This window comes from Allosphingosinicella sp. (assembly GCF_036387615.1).
In the GTDB taxonomy this organism is placed as follows: domain Bacteria; phylum Pseudomonadota; class Alphaproteobacteria; order Sphingomonadales; family Sphingomonadaceae; genus Allosphingosinicella.
In genome coordinates this window covers 1-21,450 of the sequence record NZ_DASVTH010000061.1, presented here as the reverse complement: position 1 = coordinate 21,450, position 21,450 = coordinate 1, and the positions used below count along the sequence as shown (strand labels likewise).

Annotated in this window: 18 protein-coding genes and 1 tRNA gene; 12 read left to right on the top strand and 7 right to left on the bottom strand. The window is 64.0% G+C overall.

The features are described 5' to 3' along the window. Positions 1-15 precede the first annotated feature (15 nt). The 5 genes from VF631_RS13250 (at position 16) to VF631_RS13230 (ending at position 3,680) form a co-directional block, all read left to right on the top strand. The gene (locus VF631_RS13250) at positions 16-1,320 is read left to right on the top strand and encodes an FAD-dependent oxidoreductase (protein ID WP_431850788.1); all 1,305 of its coding nucleotides are present in this window, start codon (positions 16-18) and stop codon (positions 1,318-1,320) included. A 96-nt stretch (positions 1,321-1,416) separates the two neighbouring features. Continuing rightward, positions 1,417-1,493, top strand: a tRNA-Pro gene (locus VF631_RS13245). Positions 1,494-1,648: 155 nt separating this feature from the next. Beyond that, positions 1,649-2,641: a bifunctional DNA primase/polymerase gene (locus VF631_RS13240; RefSeq protein WP_431850787.1), complete on the top strand. Its 993-nt coding sequence runs from the start codon at positions 1,649-1,651 to the stop codon at positions 2,639-2,641. A 168-nt stretch (positions 2,642-2,809) separates the two neighbouring features. Continuing rightward, complete coding sequence (locus tag VF631_RS13235) at positions 2,810-3,589, top strand: hypothetical protein (RefSeq protein WP_431850891.1); 780 nt, start codon at positions 2,810-2,812, stop codon at positions 3,587-3,589. Next, entirely contained in the window at positions 3,522-3,680 is a 159-nt protein-coding gene (locus VF631_RS13230) for a hypothetical protein (RefSeq protein ID WP_431850885.1), read from the top strand. Before VF631_RS13235 ends, VF631_RS13230 begins: the two co-directional genes overlap by 68 nt. A gap of 284 nt (positions 3,681-3,964) precedes the next feature. Here VF631_RS13230 and VF631_RS13225 read toward each other — a convergent pair whose 3' ends face one another. Further along, entirely contained in the window at positions 3,965-7,558 is a 3,594-nt protein-coding gene (locus tag VF631_RS13225; protein ID WP_431850786.1) for a M1 family aminopeptidase, read from the bottom strand. A gap of 12 nt (positions 7,559-7,570) precedes the next feature. Next, positions 7,571-8,449, bottom strand: coding sequence for an ABC transporter ATP-binding protein (locus VF631_RS13220; protein WP_431850785.1), 879 nt, complete (start codon positions 8,447-8,449; stop codon positions 7,571-7,573). Positions 8,450-8,591: 142 nt separating this feature from the next. Between VF631_RS13220 and VF631_RS13215 the strand changes: the two genes are divergently transcribed. Together VF631_RS13215 and VF631_RS13210 are read left to right on the top strand one after the other, a co-directional pair. Further along, positions 8,592-9,287, top strand: coding sequence for a response regulator transcription factor (locus tag VF631_RS13215; protein ID WP_431850784.1), 696 nt, complete (start codon positions 8,592-8,594; stop codon positions 9,285-9,287). Beyond that, positions 9,281-10,651: a sensor histidine kinase gene (locus tag VF631_RS13210; RefSeq protein ID WP_431850783.1), complete on the top strand. Its 1,371-nt coding sequence runs from the start codon at positions 9,281-9,283 to the stop codon at positions 10,649-10,651. Before VF631_RS13215 ends, VF631_RS13210 begins: the two co-directional genes overlap by 7 nt. A gap of 165 nt (positions 10,652-10,816) precedes the next feature. Here VF631_RS13210 and VF631_RS13205 read toward each other — a convergent pair whose 3' ends face one another. From VF631_RS13205 to VF631_RS13190, 4 genes are all read right to left on the bottom strand, one after another. Further along, positions 10,817-11,434, bottom strand: coding sequence for a recombinase family protein (locus VF631_RS13205; RefSeq protein ID WP_431850782.1), 618 nt, complete (start codon positions 11,432-11,434; stop codon positions 10,817-10,819). Between the two features lie 320 nt (positions 11,435-11,754). After that, positions 11,755-12,195, bottom strand: coding sequence for an MAPEG family protein (locus VF631_RS13200; RefSeq protein WP_431850781.1), 441 nt, complete (start codon positions 12,193-12,195; stop codon positions 11,755-11,757). Positions 12,196-12,272: 77 nt separating this feature from the next. Continuing rightward, positions 12,273-13,622: an ATP-binding protein gene (locus VF631_RS13195; protein ID WP_431850780.1), complete on the bottom strand. Its 1,350-nt coding sequence runs from the start codon at positions 13,620-13,622 to the stop codon at positions 12,273-12,275. Next, positions 13,619-14,335, bottom strand: a complete 717-nt coding sequence (locus VF631_RS13190) for a response regulator (RefSeq protein ID WP_431850779.1) — start codon at positions 14,333-14,335, stop codon at positions 13,619-13,621. The genes VF631_RS13195 and VF631_RS13190 overlap by 4 nt, the downstream gene beginning before the upstream one ends. Positions 14,336-14,468: 133 nt before the next feature. Between VF631_RS13190 and VF631_RS13185 the strand changes: the two genes are divergently transcribed. The 4 genes from VF631_RS13185 (at position 14,469) to VF631_RS13170 (ending at position 20,195) form a co-directional block, all read left to right on the top strand. Beyond that, positions 14,469-15,125, top strand: a complete 657-nt coding sequence (locus VF631_RS13185; RefSeq protein WP_431850778.1) for a redoxin domain-containing protein — start codon at positions 14,469-14,471, stop codon at positions 15,123-15,125. A 125-nt stretch (positions 15,126-15,250) separates the two neighbouring features. Continuing rightward, positions 15,251-16,129: an ABC transporter ATP-binding protein gene (locus tag VF631_RS13180; protein WP_431850777.1), complete on the top strand. Its 879-nt coding sequence runs from the start codon at positions 15,251-15,253 to the stop codon at positions 16,127-16,129. A gap of 11 nt (positions 16,130-16,140) precedes the next feature. Continuing rightward, positions 16,141-19,731 (top strand): ABC transporter permease/M1 family aminopeptidase, encoded by a 3,591-nt coding sequence (locus tag VF631_RS13175; RefSeq protein WP_431850776.1) that lies wholly within the window; start codon positions 16,141-16,143, stop codon positions 19,729-19,731. Between the two features lie 266 nt (positions 19,732-19,997). Then, the gene (locus VF631_RS13170; protein ID WP_431850775.1) at positions 19,998-20,195 is read left to right on the top strand and encodes a hypothetical protein; all 198 of its coding nucleotides are present in this window, start codon (positions 19,998-20,000) and stop codon (positions 20,193-20,195) included. A gap of 669 nt (positions 20,196-20,864) precedes the next feature. Here the strand turns inward: VF631_RS13170 and VF631_RS13165 are convergent. Further along, on the bottom strand, positions 20,865-21,248 hold the full coding sequence (locus VF631_RS13165; protein WP_431850774.1) for a GntR family transcriptional regulator: 384 nt from the start codon (positions 21,246-21,248) through the stop codon (positions 20,865-20,867). A 69-nt stretch (positions 21,249-21,317) separates the two neighbouring features. Here VF631_RS13165 and VF631_RS13160 point away from each other — a divergent pair. After that, a partial coding sequence (locus VF631_RS13160) for a DUF1289 domain-containing protein (RefSeq protein ID WP_431850884.1) occupies positions 21,318-21,450 on the top strand: 133 nt, incomplete at its 3' end.

The following is a 21,450-nucleotide window of genomic DNA, read 5'->3' as shown; positions in this document are numbered from 1 at the left end:
GCGGGAGTTCGGCTGATGCGGCATGTGGCGGTGATCGGGACCGGGCCGGCCGGCTATTACAGCGCGGAGGCGCTTCTCAAGCTGCTCGGCGACGAGATCCGGATCGACATGATCGACCGGCTGCCGGTTCCCTACGGCCTCATCCGCTTCGGCGTCGCCCCGGACCACCAGTCGATCAAGGCCGTCCACAAGCGCTACGAGAAAGTGGCGCTGAGCGGCAAGGTTCGCTTCCTCGGCAACGTGCTGGTCGGGCGCGACGTGAGCGTGCCCGAACTCGTCGCCGCTTATGACGCCGTGATCGTCGCCACCGGAGCCCCGCGCGACCGGCCGCTCGGCATCCCGGGCGACGACCTGCCCGGCGTGATCGGATCGGCGGCCTTCGTCGGCTGGTATAACGGCCTGCCGGAATATGCCGGGCTTGCCCCGCCGCTCGATGTCGCGGCCGCCGCCGTGGTCGGCAACGGCAATGTCGCGCTGGACGTCGCTCGCATCCTGTCCAAGACCCGCGACGAGTTCGCGGGATCGGACATTGTCGGCCACGCGCTGGATGCGCTGGAAAGATCGTCGATCCGGACCATCCATGTGCTCGGTCGCCGCGGGCCTCACCAGATCGCGATGACGCCCAAGGAGCTGGGCGAACTCGGCCATCTCGAAGCCGCGCGCCCGCAAGTCGATCCGGCCGACCTGCCTTCGTCCGAAGCCGATGCGGCGCTGGACCCGGGCTTGCGCAAATCGGTGGCGCACCTGCGCGACTTCGCCGCCGCCCCGCCATCGGGTAAGCCCAAGACGATCCATTTCGATTTCTTCGCCCGCCCGGTCGCGATCGAGGGCTACGGGCGCGTCGAACGGCTGAGCATCGAGCGAACCCGACTGGAGCCTGACGGCCGCGCAACCGGTACCGGCGAAATCTACACGGTTGAATGTGGCCTGGTTATCCCCTGCATCGGCTACCAGACTCCGCCGATCGAGGGGGTCCCCTATGATGAAGCCGCTGGCCGGTTCCGCAACCAGGGCGGAGTGATCGGCGGCGGACTTTACTGCGTCGGCTGGGCTCGGCGGGGGCCGACCGGCACGATCGGCACCAACCGCCCTGACGGGATCGAGGTGGCCGAACGCATCGCCGCCGACCTGGCCGGCTCAGGCGGCGACAAGCCGGGCGGGGCCGGGCTCGACGACTTGCTCGCGAGCCGCGGGGTTCACGTCATCACCTTCGCCGATTGGCAGCGCATCGAAGCGGCGGAGGCGGCGCGCGCCCGCGACGGCAGCCCGCGCGAGAAATTCGTCGCGGTGGAGGAGATGCTTGGCTTGTGCAGGAGCTAGGCCGGGAAGCCGCCAGACCGCGCTTGCGCGAGGCTGGCCGCGCCCGTATAGCCCGCCGCCTGTCTCCCGGTCGGCCGCAAGGCCGGACGCACCGGTCGGGGAGTAGCTCAGCCTGGTAGAGCACTGTCTTCGGGAGGCAGGGGCCGGAGGTTCGAATCCTCTCTCCCCGACCAACTTTTTCGCCGTTTTCTGATTTTCTGCTTACCACAGCGTCCGACGAATGTCCGACGAACGCGATATGTTCTTGCCCGCGAAGCAGGTTTGAGCCCGAGCACAGCCAGGCTGCGCCCCCACAGACCCTTCGGCCTCAACGGCCGGCGGCTGACTTGTGAGCGCGTTCGCCGAGTGGCAGCCGCGGTACGCTGAGCGCGGCATTCCGACATTCCCGGTGCGGGGAAAGCGCCCGGCGGTCCGGGGATACCTCAAGTGCGGACTCCGAGCATCGCGGGAGTACGTCAGCAAGTTTCCGGCCGCAGAAGCACTTGGGTTCGCCTGCCGACCTAGCCGCATCACTGTGCTTGATGTTGATGCTCCGGACGAGCGACTGCTCGCGGACGCCATGAGCGAGGTGGGCCCTAGCCCCTTCGTGGTCATGAGCGGCTCGGGCAATTTTCAAGCGTGGTACCGTCACAATGGCGAGCCGCGGAAGGTCCGCCCTGATCCAGCTCGACCGATCGACATACTCGGAGATGGGTTCGTCGTCGCCCCGCCCTCACGAGGCAAAAAGGGAGCCTATCAAATAATAGCTGGTGGGCTGGACGATCTTGCGCACTTGCCGACGATGCGGCGCACCGAAGCGCCGCTCGCTCCACTCGGCTGGACAGACAGCGGGCGCCAGGTTGAGGCTGGACGCAGGAATGACACACTGTGGCGACACTGCATGAGGCATGCTCATAGAGCCGCGAACGTTTCCGAATTGATGGAGGAAGCTGTGCGAATTAACCGCTCCGAATTCTACGAGCCTCTGCCCGCCCACGAGGTGCTTAAGGTTGTCGCCAGCGCCTGGGACAAGGAGATTACAGGCACAAACTGGTATGGCAGGGGCGGTCGCGTCGTCTTCGACACCGCTGAGGTTGACGGCCTACTACACACTCATCCCGACGCATTCCTGCTGCTGGCTCTCCTGAGGCGGCACCATTGGGGTCGCGAGTTCGTCGTAGCCAATGGGATGCACGAGACTATGCCCGCGGGAGGTTGGCGCAGGCACCGGTTTGCAGCGGCGCGAAAGCAGCTGATCGAGCTCGGCGAGATTGTGGAGTTAACCCCGGCGAGCCGTCACCGTGGACCCGCTCGCTACAGGTTTAAGGGTGGGCAGAAATGAACACCAATAAGAAACCTACACCCTCTTCCCTCTGCCCCTCCCGCTATCGAGTAAGGTCAATGGGCCCGCTAGCGCGCTCGGGGCAGAACCTTCGGGAACAATAGTATGCGAACTCACGACCGACCAGTTCCTCTCCGCCGGCTGCGCAAAGCTTCGCAAAAGCCGGCCATGCCTGCGCACCTGGAACAACCGGCTGAAGAAGCTCGCGAGCGCCACAGGAAGCGGCATGCCAATCCCGGAGTGGCGATCGAGGTTGAAGTCGAGAAGGTGACGGAGCGAGGCTACCGACTTGCCTCTCCCCACAGGGACACAGAAGCTTGGCAGGCCATGGTCTGCGATGCGTTCGGCACGCGCTCTGAAGCTAACGCACTTACCTTCCTCAACCAGCTGGTGGTGCTGTGTGAGCAGAACTGGCATCCAGACGAGGCCGGCGGCGGCGAATGGTGCCCTGACGAGTGCCAGCTCAACATGATCCTGAACATGATCGCTGGCATCCAGCCCCGCAATGAGATGGAAGCTGCGCTGGCGGCACAGATGGTTGCGGTTCACATGATGATGATGGGTGTCTCGGCCCGAGCTCTTCAGACCTACGCCTGCGCTGATCCTCGGATGGCCGCCGTGGCAGCCAAGCTGGCTCGGACGTTCGCCATTCAGAGCGAGACGCTCGTAAAGTTGCGAGGCCGCAAAACCAGCCGCCAGAACATCAAGGTCAGCCATGAGAAGCATATCCACCAGCACCAGCATGTGCATGTGCACAGGGGAGGGGAAGAGAATGGAGGCCAACCCCATGCACCCATGGACAGCAGGATTGTCAGCGATGGCGCAAGCAGCGCGCTGCCAAGCTCAGACGCGGCAGAAGGTCTCCTGCCTATCTCCGGCGTTGAAGGGGCAGCGGGTCTGCCGCATGCACGGGGGCAAAGGCTCAGGAGCGCCACAAGGAGCCGCTAACGGCGCCTGGAAGCATGGCAGCTGGAGCGATGAGGCTGTGAGTCTCAGACGAGCCGCAGCGGGGCTCCTGCGGGCGCTGAGGGCGACCTAACGAATGTCTGTTTTGACCCATTGCGGATATTCGCCCGCGCCGAGCCAATCGTCCGCTTAGCGCCACGTCCGGACACTTTGACCGACAGAGCGAGGGCCAAAGAGCGGACGTTCGGATTATGATGGGCCGCATCTGCTAGTCGTGCTGGTAAGCCTAGTGGAAAACCCGTAATCTAGGGTCAAATGGCGCGGCTTCGTTCTCGTCCTGCAGGACGCCATGCGCTGCGTCCCTGTCTCACGAAATGAGATTTTGGGCGGCTGACGCGCAGAGTAGGTTTCCCAGCCTCACTTAACCGAGCCGACATTGTCATCGTCCTCGCGGTCGATGTAGAAGTTGTACGGATCCACACCGGCATGGCTCGGCTTCACAGGGGTGACGAAGCGCAGCACCTGCGCTCCGGTGCGGATCGGCCGGCGCTCCATGCGGATGACGTTGGACCGGTTGAAGGCCTCGGCGCCTGGGTGGGCCGTGAACAAGCCGATCTCGATTTGCTCGTTCAGCGGAGCCTCCCGCTCATTACCTTTTCCGTCAGCATAGTATTTGCGCGCCGTCACCGGCACAGTCACGTCCCAGCGGCCGTCCGTGCGCCGCACAGCCATCGGATCACCTGCCCTGAGATCATAAATCGTGATCCGCTCGAAGATATCGGTGATAAGCGCCTGCTGCTCGGGAGTGCGGGCTTCGTCGCGCAGCAGCCGGATGAGGTCCGTAGAGCGAGGATAGGGAGGTCCCGCGAACCGAAACCTCTGAGCGAAGCGGCGGAGCGCGCGATTGACCGCATCCTCGCCCATCCGCTCCTGAAGCAGGTACATGACGAGAGCGCCCTTTCCGTAGACGATGTGAGGCTCATTCTCGCGCGCGAGCGGCAGCTCCTCTTTCCCCGAAAGGAGGCGCCCGGTCAGATAACGGTTGAGCTGGAACCTCAGGAACTGGCGGATGCTGTTTCCGCCCGACAGCTTTCGCATCACCATCAGGCCCGAATATTGGGCAAGGGTTTCGGTGACCACGTCGCCGCCCTCCATATGGGCGCCGATCACCTGATGCGCCCACCACTGATGCGCGAGCTCATGCGCCACGCCGAAGGTCAGTACGTCGATCTCCGGCGCGCCGCGATGATCGGTGGTGAAGCCGAGGGTCTCCGACATGGCAATGGTATTAGCGAATGCCTGACCGCCGCCTCCATAAGCCGGCCTCTCAATGATCCGTGCCTGGTCGAACTGATATGGCCCAAATGCGTCTCGGTAATAGGTCAGCGCTCCACGCATGGCAGTCAGCATCCGCTCTACGTTCCAATGGTGGGCCGGATGATGGTACACCGCGAGTTGAACCCCTTCGTGGCTGACCGTCCTTACGGCGTAGCGGGCCGACTGGATCGAATAGAAGTCCAGGATCGGCGTGTCGGACAGGAAGCGGGCGGTTCGCCGACCGTCTCGTATCCTGTCAGATACCAGCTTGCCGGGCGCGATCGGGGTCTGCTCGGCCGAGGTCGAGACTGTGATATCGGCCGTGATCCAACTCTGGTTGCCCCGGTTCCTGGCCGTAGCCGACATGTCGTCGAGCCGGGCCAGGCCACTCACGGCGGGCAGGCCGTGCTTGCGACGCGCAGCCGAATCTTCGAGCAGGTTGTCACGAGTCATGCCGATGCGGGGCGCAACTTCGAAATTGTTGAGGTTGGTGCCGTTTGGCACGAGCCGCTGGTCCGCCCCCGAAGTCCGGAAGCCGATCTGCTGCCTACGGACGTGGAAGAGCAGGTCGCGCGATTGCCCTGGCAGCATCGGCCGGCTCAGGCGGTAGATGCGATAACCGGACGCCACGTGATTCCTCTCCAGCTGAGCTCCCGGCAGATCGACGCCGGCCAACTCGCTCTGGCTGTCGACCATGCGCACATGGACCTGCTCGATCGGACGTGCGGTTTCATTTACGATCCGGTACCGGCCATGCGCCTCGAGGCGAATGTCGCTCGGATGGAGGGCCACATTGAGTTCGACGTGCCGAACCGTCGGTTGCGGGAGGGTTACGTAGCGCGCGAAAAGCTTCTCATAGTCCGCAAGGTCACGCGCCTTCTCCGCGGAAATCTCGTATTCGTTGAGAATGGCGGTGTTGTGGAGGATCCAAGCGCCGGACGCGGTCAGCACCGCTGCGGCCGCCGCCGCCGTGATCCCAGCGGGCCCCTTGAGGCGCATGGGCAAACGGCGAAGCTGCGGTTTCAGCTTCCTGTCGGTGCCACGTGGCCAAAGGAGATGCACCGCCACCAGCAGCAGCGCCGCCATCGCAGCCCAGAACAACCGGAACCACCAGGCCGCCTCCCAGTAGATGCCAATCCCGTTCATGTCGGACATCAGCACTGCCGGGATGCTGCCGTAGACGAACAGGTGATGCTCGAGGCCGAGCATGCCGCCGAACATGAGCGCGCCGAGGTAGAGCCCCATTATGCCCCAGCCGATATACTTGTTCGGGCTGAGCGCCTGGACGAATACCGCGAGGACGGCGATCAAGACCGCGTCGGCCGCACCGGGAAGCATATACCAGAGAAGGTGCTTCCCGAGCTCCAGCGGCACGCCGCCGCGCACCAGCTGAACCAAGATCGCGCCGGCGGAAATGACCAGCAGAACTGCCAGGAGTACGAGCATGAGGCCCAAGACCTTGGAAAGCATCAAGGCCCAGGTCGGCAGCGGCGTCGCATCGATGATCTCGTGCACGCGCCGCTCGCGCTCGCGCCAGACGAGATCGCCGCTGAAGAAAATGGCGATTATCGGGAAAAAGTCGCCCAGAACCTCGTGGATCTGCGGAATGACCAGCGCCGCGAGCGGATAGGATTCCTGCCCGAACTGATTTTCAGCGAACCAGAGGCTCATCAAGGTCAGTGACAGGATGATAAGGAGCAGGACGAAGAAAGAAGGGCTCCTGAAGATATGCTGCGCTTCCATGCGCGCGCGCGCGGCGAGTTGGGCGCGGGCGGTCCGGCCCTCAAAGCGCGGCATCGGCAGGTCAACTAGCGCGGTCACTCCGGCCGCCGCGTGAGCCGGTGCCTGCTTCTCCGCCTGCTGGATGAGAAAGCTGGCCACTTTTCGGGGCGACATGCCCTTTTCCGAGAAACGGAATAGGGAATAGGTCAGCGCCAGAAGGGCGAGCGCAAAGCCTACCCAGAGCAGCCTGCCCCACAGCAAGGGCCCGGTGAGCGCGATTGACCCCGCGTTCAACTCCGCCGCGGTGGCGTAGCTCATGGCCTGCTGAAAGGCGCCGACGCCGAACGGATCGGCCAAGGCGCGCGCGGTTTCGAGCTGGCGGGTGGCGAAAAAGAACTGCGATCCGAGGTAGAGCGCGATGATGGCGATCACGCTGAGGTAAATTCCCATAGCGGAGCGCGTCCAGGCCGCGACGGCAAACAGAATCGCAGAGACGATCAGCGCGTTCGGGAGCCCGAAAAACCCGTAGGCATAAGCATAAGCGGCGAAGTGATTGGGTCCGATCGCCTCCGAGCTAGCGGTCGGCATCAGCGTACCCAGCCAGCTGCCCAGGGGAAGCATGGCCATCACCAGGGCTCCGAGCGTGAAAGCGCCGAGGAAGCGGCCGAGGACATAGTCCGCCTTACCGATGCGCGACGAGCGAATGATTGGGCCGAAGGCGGTTTCGTCATCGCGCAGGAAAGCAACCGAAACGAAGGCGGCCGCCACAAAGCAGAAGACTATCGAGGTGAGGAGCTGAGCGATGCTGAGGGCATAAGGACTGTTCTGGAGGATGTTGCCGCCTCCGCCGAATGACAGGCTTTCAACGCTCATGCCGCCGAAGCGGATGAGGAAGGCAAACGTAGCGACGGTGATGAACACCGGGCTTCTGAGCTGATAGCGCAGCTCGAAGGCGGCAATCTTGAGGAGCATGGACGTCATTCCTCAGGCGGCGCGGCGCGAGTGCGCGAGGGTGGAGAAATAGACATCCTCAAGGTCGCCCTCCACAGGGATGAAGCCGTTGCCGGGATCACCATCGGAGAGCACGTGAATAACGGTGCGGCCCGCGACGAGCCGGCTGGAGATGAGCTCGTAGCGGTCCCGATAGCTGTCGAACGCCTTCCGCTCGATCGTCTTCTTCCAGATGCGGCCCCTCGACGCTTCGATCAGCTGCAACGGCGCGCCCTCGAGACGGATGCGCCCTGCCGCGAAGACGGCCATGCGGGGGCACAGGTCGGCGACATCCTCGACGATGTGCGTCGAAAGAATAACCACCACTTCCTCGCCGATCCCGGCCAGGAGGTTCAGGAACCGGTTGCGCTCCTCCGGATCGAGGCCGGCTGTGGGCTCGTCGACGATGATGAGATCGGGATCGCCGATCAGCGCCTGCGCGATGCCGAAACGCTGGCGCATTCCGCCGGAAAAGCCCGCCAGTGCCTTCTTCCGCACCGGCCACAAATTGACCTGGTTGAGCAGCCGCTCCACCGTTTCGCGCCGGTCCGCGGGGGAAACGATCCCCTTCAGCACCGCCATGTGGTCGAGCATCTCGTAGGCGGAGACGCGCGGATAGACCCCGAAATCCTGCGGCAGGTAGCCGAGTCTGCGGCGCAGTTTCTCTGGCTCCGCGATGATGTCGATGTCATCGAAGCGGATGCTCCCCCGCGTCGGGGTCTGCAGCGTCGCGACGATGCGCATCAAGGTGGACTTGCCGGCCCCGTTCGGCCCCAGCAGCCCGTACATGCCGTGCGGGATCGACAGGCTGACCTCGTCGAGCGCGCGCGTCCCATTGGCATAAACGTGGCTGACACGATGAAGATCGAGCATTTCGAACCATTCCCCCGGCAAGCTGCGGTCGAGGCGCGACGCATGCCCGTTCCCTCGCTCCAGCTGAGTAGCGGCGCCGGCTGACGCCTTTCTGGCCGCGGCAATCCATTTCTGTCAGGTTCCAGTCAGGGTTGCGCTGTAGGTGCCGGGAGTGTCCGAGGGCTCTAGAATTCTGCTGGTGGAGGACGAACCCGCCCTTGCGCGCGAGATCATGCGTGCGCTTGAGCGCGAGCGCTGGCCAGCCGATCACGTCTCCTCGCTGGCCGACGCCTTCGAGGCGGTGATCACCCTCCGCTACCGCTTGGTCCTCCTCGATCGCAGGCTACCCGACGGCGACGGGATCGGCCTCGTACCGGCGGCAAAATCCCGGCCGTCGCCGCCGTCCATCATTTTCCTCACGGCGCGCGACGACATTGCCGATCGGATCGAGGGCCTCGACGCCGGAGCCGACGATTATCTGGTGAAGCCGTTCGCGCTTGAGGAATTGCTCGCCCGCGTCCGGGCTGCCTGCAGGCGGCCGGCAACAGAAGGCGCGCCCACGGCAATCCAAGTGGGTGGCCTTTTCTTCGATCCAGCCACGCGAGAGATTTGGGTGGACGCCCGCGCGCTTGCCCTGCCGCGCCGCGAACTCGCCCTGCTTGAACTGCTGGTGCGGCGGGCCGGACGCGTGGTCCAGCGGTCGCATCTCGAATCGGAGCTCTACGGCTTCGACGGAGATTTCACGGCCAACGCCCTTGAAACAGTCGTGTCCCGCTTGCGCCGGCGCCTCGAGGACGCCGCGGCCGGCGTCGAGCTGCTGACGATCCGGGGCGTCGGCTACATGCTTCAGCCATGCTGAAGGCACCGCCCTCGCTGGCCCTGCGCGCCGCCCTGATCTTCATGTCGATCTACGTCGCAGTGTTCGCCGCCTTCCTGGCGATGCTTGTCTTTTCGAGCGCCTTCGACGTTGGAGTAGAACCCTATGCCGGGTCCCATACAGCCATGACCTTCGCGAGTGACGAGCTGACCGAGGCAGGAGGCTCGTTCAAGCTCCCGGACGACGGCGCCTTCGCGCAGCTTGCGGCACGGAACCCGGGTATGTGGCTGGTTGCCCGTCGTGGCGATCGCTCGTTCACCTTCGGTACCGTGCCGCCTGCGGCTCTCCACCTGTTTGATCGCTCTCGGGATCCCTTTGACAGCGCCCGCTTCCGCGTCCCCGGCGTGCCTTCGGAGGTTGCCAGCGCGAAGCTGGAGCGCATCGGCAGCGGCGACGACGCACTCATTCTGGCGGCGGGAGGGGTGAACTCGGCAACGCTCACACCCATCGACTCTTTGCGCCTGTTTGGGCCGGAAAGCGTGGTGGTCGCGCTTGTCATCATCGGCCTTCTCGGGCTGGTCGCGATGGGCGCTGCACTGCCGCTTTTCACTCGTGCGATCCAGCCGCTCACCGCCGAAGCCGGTGCGGTCGTTCCGCACGATCCCGGACGCCGGGTCGACGAGCGGAAGGCCCCGAGGGAGTTGCTGCCGTTGGTCCGCGCCTTCAACGCGACGCTCGATCGCCTCGCGGCCGAGCTAGCCCGGCGCAAGCGCTTCATCACCGACGCGGCGCATGAACTTCGAACGCCTCTGGCCGTGGTGTCGCTGCGCGTCGAAGCGCTGGCCGATGAGATTGCAAAGGAGGATCTGCGGCGCGGCGTAGGACGCCTTACGCGCCTGGTTGCGCAGATGCTCGACCTTGAGCGCCTTTCATTGTCCAGCGATCAGCGCAGCCCGGTCGACCTAGTCGCCATCGCCCGCGACGTGCTTGCCGATCTCGCCCCGATGGCGATCAGGTCAGGATACGAAGTTTCGCTCGACGCGCCGGAAACGCCGGTGACGGTAATTGGCGACGAGCACGCGATCGTACGAGCGCTGACTAACCTGATCAGCAATTCAATCACCTATGGTGGCGGGACCGGCAAGATCTGCGTCGCGGTGGGCCTGAAGGGCACGATCGAGGTTGCCGATGAGGGCCCCGGCATACCGCCGTCGCTGCTGCCGCATCTGTTCGAGCCCTTCACCCGCGGCAACGGGACCGGCGAGGGATGCGGCCTTGGCCTTCACCTAACCCGCGAGATAATGCGCAAGGAGGGCGGTGACGCGCGCCTACTTCCGACAGAGCGGGGGGCAGCGCTCAGGTTGGAATTCCTCACGCCGATCGAGGAGCTCTCTCATGAAAACTAGGAGCTCTGAGCAACGACTGAGATTGAAGCGCGCGCCGGAGGTCAGCACAGGCCCGCTTTGATGCCCTCCGCCGTATTAGCAGACGTTCCGCTTTCGGCCAATTCTGGACGTTCATCAACGGTCGCACGATTGCGCCGTAGCCCACTCACTCCGCCAGAACCGCGTTCAAGGCGAAAGTCGAGCGAGTAGGTTGCGAACCGATGATGAGTGCCATCGCCCACCGCGGGGGGTGACCATACCTTCATCATTCAACGCCTTCGCCAACTCACCAAGCGAGTTGCGGCCCTCGCCTCGCATCCGCTCCAGAACGGGTTTCAAGCGCATTGCGTGCGCATCGGCATTCGCCCGAGCGGCCGCGGTTCCTGCTACTGAGCCCTTGCCAGCGCGACGGAGGGCAGCAGCGCCGTTTGGGTTGCCCAGCTTCTGTCCACGCGCTTTGGCCGCCGCCAGGGCTTCCTTGGTGCGCTTCGAAATGGCTTTCCGTTCAGCCTGAGCGACTGCCGCCATGATGTGAATGGTGAGCTCATTGGCCTCGGGCATATCCGCGGCCAGGAACCGGACGCCGCTGTCCTGAAGCGTCGCCAGGAAGGCCACGTTCCGGCTCAGGCGATCGAGCTTGGCAACAACCAGGACTGCGCCTGTCACCTTGCAACGTTCGATGGCGGCGAGCAGCTCGGGCCGGTCATCGCGCTTTCCGCTCTCAACCTCGACGAAAGGTGGGGCGATAATCTGCCAGGCTCGACTGGCGCAGAGCGTTTCCACCGCGGATCGCTGCGCATCCAACCCGAGCCCCGATGCGCCCTGCTTGGCGGTGGAGACGCGATAGTAAGCAATTGCTTTCGTCATCGGCGCGCCCTCTGCAAACTCGCGTGACGAACGTTAGGTGGACTTGTAGGCCCGGTCAACGGTAGTGAACCTAAGCCGGCGTCAGTAAGCGGCTGACGCTTGCGCTTATCGGAATGGCGGAGTCTGGCCGCAAGCGGAAGGACCGGTTCCGGTCAGTCGGATGGTCGAAGCGGCCGCTCGCGTTCAGCGCCGTTCGATTGGCTTCAGGCACTCTACGGCGAACGGTAAGCTCGCCTTCGGTGCATATCCGCTTCTGTTTAGAATGCGTGGATTGCCGCGTGTATGGCGAGGCCCAGCAGAACGATCGATGCAAGGTTGAACAGCACGAACCTGTACAGGATCACGTTTACCGTCACTTGGACTAAGCTGTGAGCGATCCTGAAGACAACATAAGCCCAGGCGAGCACGATGTTCGTAACGCTGTCGCCGTGTCCGTGTAAAAGCACCATCGAAATAGCAACGGCGTAGAAGAGCGTCGGCTGCTCCAGCAGGTGATTGTAGTTGTGAGCCTTCCACTGGACATGATCCTCGACCACTCCGTCCAGTATGCCGGGCTTGCCGCCGACACGACCTTTCAGCGATATCCCCTTGCGCTTCATCGCCGGAAGACGGGTCGCATACATCCAGATCTGAATTATCAAAGTCCAGATAACGAGCGCGACGACCGGAGCGAGCAACGGACTGACCTTATTGTCCATGAAAACACCTCTTGAACTTCAGTACCAGGCCGACGTTTTCGGACACCGTAGCGGTTGCCCACGGCAAGCTTGTTGCGTCACAGCCCCGCAGCCGGAAGTCGTACCTGCGCGCTGAGGCCTCGGCCTTGACGTCGGCTCAGCCACACGTCGCCACCATGCGCTCTTGCGATCCCGCGAGCGAGTGCAAGCCCCAGGCCGACGCCGCCCGTTGCAGGATCCCGCGTCGCGTCTCCCCGCTCGAACGGCGTGAAAACGCGCTCCAGCGACTCCTCGGGGATACCAGGCCCGTCATCGTCAACCAGCAGCAGCGCATCGGCGCCGTCCCCATAGACGCGGCATCGGGCACTGCCGGCATATTTGACGGCATTCTCCAGGAGATTGGAGACGAGTCGACGCAAGGCTAGCGGATCGGCGTCCACCTGAACGGGGGTGGCCTCGGTGACAATCACGTCGGCTCCCGAATCTGCCCAATCGTCAACCGACGCTTGGACCAGCGCGGCGAATTCGAGCCGCTGCCGCTCGATCCGCTCCTCGCCGCGGACGAATGCAAGGACTCCGCCGATCATCGCATCCATCCGCTCGATGTCCTGCACGATCCGGTCGCGGTGCTCGGGAGGGGCATATTCGGCACGAAAGCGCAGGCGCGTGAGCGGCGTGCGCAGATCGTGGGCGATGGCGGCGAGCAGCTTGGTCCGCTCCTCCAACGCGCCGCGTATGCGGCCCTGCATCTCGGCCAGGGCTTGCGCCGCTTTGCGCACCTCGCGCGGCCCGGCAATCGCGAAGGTGGCGTCTGGATCGCCACGGCCGGCGGCTTCGGCGGTATCAGCGAAGGCGCGGATCGGCGCGACCAGCCGCCGCGTGAACCTCCAGGCGAGCGCACCTAGGACGAGTGCGTTGGCCGCAAGCCAGGTCAGTAGGAAAGCGCTGATCCCACCCCATTCGGCCGGATCGGTCACCACGATCCAGCGGCCGTCCGCGAGGCGCATCGCCACGGCCGCATCCTCGAAGGACGTAGCGCCTCCGCGTTCGTAGGGGCGCGTCGGAAGCTCAGCGTCAGGGCGCGTAGGCTGGTTGAGACGCAGCAGCCACATTCCCCCGGGAATGGGCATTTGCTGCTCGACCCGCAGATCCGCCAGCGGCCTGCCGAGAAGCTCCGCCAGCGTCAGCCGGAAGCGCCGCTCGCGTCGGTCGTCTTGCTCCCAGCCCGGCGGCGGCGCGTTGACGATCTCGACCGACAGCTTCACGCGCCCGTCATCCGGCGGGGGCGCGCCGCGCAACGTGTCGGCGACCTCGTCGAGAGTGAAGGCGCTGTGCGGCATTGGCATGATGGCCACGGCTGCAAAGGTAGTAAGCTGGGCCGCCAGCGCCGTCGCCGCCACCAGCCCCAGCGTCTGCGAGAAGAGCGGAGCGCGTGCGAGGCGGCTCATCGAAGCACCGGCCGGACAGCGAGCATATAGCCTTCGGTGCGTACGGTGACGATGAGATCGGCGCCGCCTTGGTCGGCAAGCTTCTTCCTGAGGCGGCTGACCTGAACATCGATCGCGCGGTCGAACACCTCGGCGCTCGAGCCGCGGGCAAAGTCGAGGAGCTGGTCGCGGCTGAGGACGCGTAGCGGCCGTTCAAGGAAGGCGCTCAGCAGCCGGAACTCGCCGGAGGATAGCGCGACGACGACGCCACCCGGCGAGCTGAGCTCGCGCCGCCGGGCGTCAAACGACCAGCCCGCAAAGCGATAGACTGCGTCCTTGGAGGGCTCAACGCCTTCGTGGCGGCGCAGGACGGCGCGTACTCGAGCGAGCAGCTCGCGAGGGCTGCACGGCTTCGGAAGATAATCGTCGGCGCCGAGCTCGAGCCCGACGACACGATCGGTTTCCTCCCCGAGCGCGCTCAGCATGATCACAGGAATTCGCACGGCCGACAGGCGGCGGCAGATGGCGAGGCCGTTCTCGCCTGGAAGCATGAGGTCGAGCACAACGAGCGCTGGGCGCTCGGCAGCGATCAGCCGATCCATCTCGGCACCGTTGCCAGCGGCAGCGATGCGGAAACCGTGCTGAGCGAGGAAGTCCCCGATCAATTGCCGTATGTCCGGATCGTCGTCGACGAGCAGGACGAGACTCGCCTGCTCTACACCTGCTTCGTTCATGCCTGCTTCTCCGCCTCTCGCGTTGCCCAACTATTTCAGCGGTGCAACAAAGCGAAACGCTTCGAAATTCTGCTGTAACGTGACTGAGTCACGCTGCTCTCCTCGGCTTCGGCGGCTTCCTGGAAGGATGAAGATGAGGAGGAGAAGCAAGATTACGCTTGCAGCTGCCGGTGTGGTGGGTGCTTCCGCATTGTCGTACCTCCAGATGTTCGGCATTCCAGCTGCCTCCCCGGTTCTCGCCGATCTCCCTATCGGGACGGCGGCGCCCGACTTTCGCGCCACCGATGCGGATGGCCGCGCCGTCAGCCTTGCAGATTTCCGCGGCAAAACTGTCGTGCTCGAGTGGAACAATCCCCAGTGCCCGACCGTGAAGGAGCACTATGAGAGCGGCACCATGCAGAAGACGCAGGCCGCCGCAGCCTCCGACGGAGTTGTCTGGCTGACGATCAATTCAGGCGGGCCATGGAGGCAGGGCCATATGAACGGGGCCGAGGCAAAGGCCTACGTTGCGGCGCAAAGAGCGCAGCCGACCGCCTACTTGCTCGACCCCGAGGGGCTGGTCGGAAGGCCTTATGGGGCCAAGGCGACTCCGCACCTCTACGTCGTCAACAAGGCCGGGGCGCTCGTTTATCGCGGAGGGATCAGCGGCGGCATCGACACTCCGGCTAAGAGCGAGGCGGACAAAGGCCCCCGCAATCATGTCCTAGCCGCGCTCAGGGAGCTGAAGGCCGGCGAGCCCGTCTCCGTGCCGACGAGCCGCGCCTATGGGTGCTCCGTCAAATATAGTTGATACGAGGTCGCCTGAGCAGCGGCACGCGCTTGTTGTTTCAAACCTGCAACAAACGGAAACGTCGCGAAATTCTCGGGCAACATGGTTGATCCACCCCCTCCCGTGATGAGGGAGAATAATCACCCATGCTCGAACTCGACGGCGTCAGCCATGTCTATCCGAACGGAACGCGAGCGCTCGACCACGTGACGCTTTCCATTCCGCGCGGGATGTACGGTCTTCTTGGCCCGAACGGCGCGGGCAAGTCGACGCTGATGCGGACGGTCGCGACCCTTCAGACGCCGACCGAAGGAAGTATCCGCTTCGGGGACATCGACGTCGTCAGGGAGCCGGGGAAGCTGCGGCGGACGCTTGGATATCTGCCCCAGGATTTCGGGGTCTATCCCCGGGTCTCGGCCTGGGAGATGCTCGACCATTTGGCGGCGCTGAAGGGCATCGCGTCGACCCCCGACCGCAAGGCGACAGTCGAAACTTTGCTCCAGCAGACCAACCTCTGGCCCGTCCGGAGAAAGGCGCTCACCTCCTTCTCAGGTGGAATGCGGCAACGCTTCGGCATCGCCCAAGCGCTGATCGGCAACCCCGAGCTAATCATCGTCGACGAGCCGACCGCCGGGCTCGACCCGGAGGAGCGCAACCGCTTCCTTAATCTCCTCGCGGAGATCGGCGAGAATGTTGTGGTCATCCTCTCCACGCACATCGTCGAGGACGTCTCCGACCTCTGCCCGCTCATGGCGGTGATCGCGGACGGCCGCATCCGCCTCGAAGGGGCACCGGCCGAGCTCATCCGCGCGACTAGGGGCAGGATCTGGATGAAGCGGATCGACCGGGCCGAGCTCGAGGCGTGCAGGGAGAGATACGCGGTGATCTCGACGCGTCTATTCGCCGGGCAGACGATCGTTCACATCCTCTCGGACAGCGATCCGGGCGACGGCTTCGCCACGCTCGAGGGCGGCCTTGCCGACGTCTATTTCTCGACACTTGCGCAATCGCGCCGCGCCGCCTGAGGAGCTCCGACATGCTCGCCAGGATCGCCGCCTTCGAGTTCCGCTACCTGCTCAAGAACCCTTTGCTGTGGATGACCGCGGCAGCCGTCTTCCTGATACCCTTCGCCTCGCTGGCGCTCGGCATGGGGCTCGAAGAGGACGTCAAGGTCTTCAAGAATTCCAGCTACGAGGTGATCAGCAAGTACACGATCATCTCGTGCCTGTTCATGTTCGCGACGACCGTGTTTGTGTCGAACATCGTCCTGCGCGACGACGAGACCGAGTTCGGGCCGATCCTGCGTTCAACGGGCATCACCAAATTCGATTATCTCTTTGGGCGTTTCCTGGGCGCGCTCGCGATCGTGACGCTCTGCCTCGCGCTCGTCACTCCGGGCATCTGGCTAGGAGCGCTGATGCCATGGGTCGACCCTGCAACGGTCGGTCCCAACCGCATCGGTGATCATCTCTACGCCTATTTCCTGATCGCGCTGCCGAACGTGCTCATCACCGCCTCCATCTTCTTCACGCTGGCGACGGTCTCGCGCTCGATGATGGGCACCTATGTCGGCCTCATCAGCTTTCTCGCCCTCTATTTCACGCTCCTCAGCCTGCTCGGCAACAATCCTGAGCTCATCCATACTTTCGGGATGGCGGAGCCGTTCGCGAACCGCGCGTTCGACGATGCGACGCGCTACTGGACGACCCCGGAACGCAACGCCTTGCTCCCTGCATTTTCCGGGACCCTGCTCTACAACCGGCTGCTGTGGATCGGCATCTCAGTCCTGTTCCTGGCGATCGCCTATTTCGGTTTCAACTTCGCCAGCAAGGGCGAAATCTCGCGGCGCAGGCGCAGAAAGCAGAGGATGGCGGACCTGGAAGCTGCGGCAGACTCTGCCGAGGCCCCTTCGCTGCGTCCCCTCCCATCGCCGCAGCACGGCCGCAGCGCCGCCTGGGCCCTGCTGGCGGTGCGCACGCGGTTCGAAATGAAGCAGGTGCTGAAGAGCCCGGCCTTCATCATCCTCATGCTCTGGGCAACGTTCACGGCCCTGTTCGTGCTGATCACGCAGCGCGATCCCGACGGACGGCCCAGCCACCCGCTCACCGTGACGATGATCCCCGAGCTCGAGGAGATATTCTTCATCCTGCCGGTGGTGGTTGTCATCATCTATGCCGGTGAGCTGGTCTGGCGCGAGCGGGACCGCAGGATGCACGAGATCGTCGATGCGGCCCCCCATCCGAACTGGGCTTATGTGGTGCCGAAGACGGCGGCGATCGCGATCGTGCTCCTCTCGATGTTCGTGGCGAGCGTGGCGGCCGCCGTCGTGACCCAGCTCTCCCTCGGCTTCGGCCGGGTGGAGATCGGCACGTACCTTCTCTGGTATGTGCTGCCGATGACCTGGGATGCGATGCTCGCGGCCGCGCTCGCCGTCTTCGTGCAGGCGCTAAGCCCCCATAAGTTCATCGGCTGGGGGATCATGGTGCTCTATGTCGCGGCCAAGTTCACCGGGTTCACGCCCGACCACAACCTGCTCAACTATGCCGGCCGGCCGCCCATCCACTACAGCGACATGGACGGCGTCACCTCCTTGTGGGAGGGGCCCTTGGTGTTCCGGCTTTATTGGGGCGCGATGGCGGTGCTTCTGCTGGTCGCGGCGCACCTCCTGTGGAGGCGCGGCACGGAGCTCCGGCTGAAGCCGAGGCTGAAGCTTGCGGCGAGGCGGCTTACCGGCGCGCCGCGGCTCGTCGCGGCCGTCGCGCTGCTCACCTTTGCGGCCACGGGCGCCTACGCCTTCTACAATACCAACATCCTCAACCGCTACGAGGCGCCCGAAGCCGAAGAGGCCTATTGGGCCGGGTATGAGCGGAAGTACATGAAGTATGACGGTTTGCCGCAGCCGTCCATTTCCCACGTGAAGCTCGAGGTCGCGCTTTATCCGGGGGAGCGGCGGGCGACGGTGAAGGGCGCCTATCTGCTGCGCAACGTCGAGGACCGGCCGGTAGCGGACGTGCACGTGCTGCAACGGGACCGCGACCTGAAGCTGGTAGCCGCCGCCGTTTCGGGCGCCCGCCTGATCTTCGAGGATCGCAAATACGGTTATCGCATATTCCGCCTCGACCGGGCGATGGCGCCGGGCGAGACCCGCACGATGACCTTCGAGGCGCAGCGCTGGCACCGCGGCTTTCCGAACGGCGCGCCAAGCACCAGGATCGTCGACAACGGCACCTTCCTCAGCAATGACGAGCTGCTGCCGGTCGTCGGCATGAACGGCGAGCCCAAGCTGATCAGCCCCGCGGCGCGGCGCAAGCATGGCCTGCCGCCCCTGCGGGGCCTCGCCAGGCTCGACGATCTCCCGGCGGTGAAGACCGCATCCGGCGAGCGCTCGTGGACGACGGCCGACATCACTCTGTCGACCTCGGCCGACCAGACGCCCCTCGCGCCGGGCAAGAAGGTGTCGGATGTCACACGAGGCGGCCGGCGCGTTTCGCGCTTCGTCTCGGATGCTCCGATCCGCAGCTCCTTCGCGGTCCAGTCTGCCCGGTATGCCGAACGGCACCGGCGCTACCGACACATCAATCTCTCGGTTTACTATCATCCCGGTCACGCCTGGAACGTCGACCGGATGCTCGACATGCTGGACAAGTCGCTCGCCTATTACGAGGCCAACTTCGGACCCTACCAGTTCGACCAGGCCCGCGTTATCGAGTTCCCCAGCTACAGCTACAACTACGCCCAGGCCTTCGCGAACACGATCCCAAACGCCGAGACGCTCGGCTTCCTCGCCGAACTCAGCTCACCTGATGCGCTCGACTATGTCGCCGGCCTCGTGGCGCATGAGATAGCGCACCAATATTGGGCTCATCAGCTGACTCCCGCCTACATGGAGGGCGGAACGCTCCTCACTGAGACGCTGGCTCAATATTCGGCGATCATGGTGATGCGTAAGGTGAATGGCGAGGATCAGATCCGGCGACAGCTGCGCATGCAGCTCTATAGCTATCTCTCCGGCCGCGCCTGGGAGAAGCTGGAGGAGGTCCCGCTCGTCAGGGTCGGGCACCAGAGATATCTCATGTACAACAAGGGCGCGCTGGCCATGTACCTCGTCCAGGAGCGACTTGGTGAGGCCGCCGTGAACCGTGCGCTCAGGAGCCTGCTCGACAGGTACAAGTTCAAGAGCGCGCCTTATGCCCGATCGGTGGACCTCGTCGCGGCATTGCGGAAGGAGGCGAAGACGCCGGAGGATCAGGCGCTCATCACCGATCTTTTCGAGCGCATCACGCTCTACGACCTCAAGACGGCGGATCCGGAGGCGAGACGCCGTCCGGACGGAAAATGGGAGGTCAGCGTGCCGGTCGAAGCGCGAAAATTCTACGCCAACTCCGAAGGAGCCGAGAAGGAAACCCCGCTCGCCGAGCACATCGAGATCGGCTTGTTCACCGCGGAGCCCGGCAGCGGCGCGTTCGATCGGCGGAACGTCGTCTTGATGGAGCGCCGACAGATCCGGTCAGGCCGGCAGCTGCTGAAATTCGCGGTTGACAAGAAGCCCACTCATGCGGGCATCGATCCGTACAATTTCTACATCGACCGCAACTCGGCCGACAATCTCACGGGCGTGAAGAACTAATGGAATGGGGAGTGGGCGAGCAGCGGCGTGGTGGCGGATGGCGCCTCGCTTGCTGATTCTAGGTCGATTGACCGGCATTTCAGGGCTGCAACAAAGCGAAACCGGCCTGAAATTCAGCGGCAACGTCGCTCCCGCATATCGCTTCTCGTCTGGAGGTGAGTGCCTATGCTAAGGTTCGACAAAGCGAGCCATTCCTACTCGAACGTTTCGCGTGCATTCAGCCGCATCTTGGCCATCGCGCCGCTTGGCCCCTGCTCGCGCCGCGGATGCACGTCGAGATGAGGGGCGCGCTAAACAGCCCCAGCTTCGTCTACATCATGTTTGGCGCGCCCTTCTTCGCCCTCACTGTGCGTGTTCTGGTCTTCGTGGCTTGCCCGGTCGAGGACGTCGTGCCCCAGCTCTGCGTGACGCTAAGCGACGCGGACGCATACGTGATCCCATGCCACACACTGCCCATGGCCTAGCACCCGGCGCTTCAAGCGCGCGACTTCCTTGTGCGGGCGCGAAGCTCCCGTTTACCTCGATATGGCGAGTCGGGGCCCTTACGTTGGGCGCTCAATCGGCGCCGCTCGTAGACGGACCTTGGTCTCGCCCGAACAGAGGTCGGGTTTTCGGGGCTGCCCAGCCATAAACGACTGCTTTTGGCGCATAGCGGACGCCCCTGCCCCACGTCTGCTTGTGGCCGGGATCGGACAGTCTGCTTTCCGGCGAAAAAGGGGCAAAGCGGGCCTTGAGCCGGTGAGGCTAACGCCACCTATGCCAGGGTCACTTAAAACGAAAGAGCACGGTGCCTCGCTTGGCTCCCGATCCAGATCATCCTAGGTTTCCGGCACGAACGATACCCACCCGGACCATAGTGCCACTCGGCCCGGATTCAGTTTCCACGTTGATGCCGTGCACGGCGCGGTGATGTTCTTCAGCCACTTTGATGCGCCCACTAACCTCCGACTGCTGAAGGAAGCGGGTTTCCTCGTCAGGCGTGAGGAGATCATCGGCGAACGGGAACACGGTGAAGTGGCGAGGTTCTTGTGGGTGCTTGCCGAGCGACCACGAGCTGGCAGCAGTCGAAGCTTGCGTCGAGCGTCTGCTTTCCACCCACACCGGGCGCTCGCGGGGCGGCTATAGGTCAGCAGTCATTTTGGGTGACGCACGCCGGGAGCACGCAACCGGCGATCTTCTAGGGCCCGTGTGACCAAAGCCTCTGTATCGAGTTCAAGCAGCTCCATTTCAGCCCGGATCGCTGGCCACTCCGCAGACGTGAACTTCACCCTTTCGCTCTGCCTCAGTCTGCTGGTGCCCCCGTCGGCAACGACGAAACCGATACCCCTCCTTGCCCTCACAAAGCCCGCTTCCAGGAGTGTCTGATACGCTTTTGCAACGGTGAGGGGGTTTGCGCCGAGATCGGCTGCCAAGGATCGAACAGAGGGAAGTAGGTCCCCTTCTTTAGCACGGCCGTCCAGGATCAGTGCGACAATCTTGCTCCTGATCCGCTGGTATAATGGTCTGTGGTTGGTCAATGTTGTGAGCCCATCTACATCCCATCACTTGCGGTTGCGGACGCGACGGCAATCTGGTTGGCCACTATAATGCAAGAGCCACCCTCTCCTTGCAATGGCGTGTGCCAGTTGGACCGACCCACGCGGTGGTGTGTGGGTTGTGGTCGCACAGCCTCAGAGATTGGACGTTGGCCAATCGCGGGAACTGAAGAAAAGCTCAAGA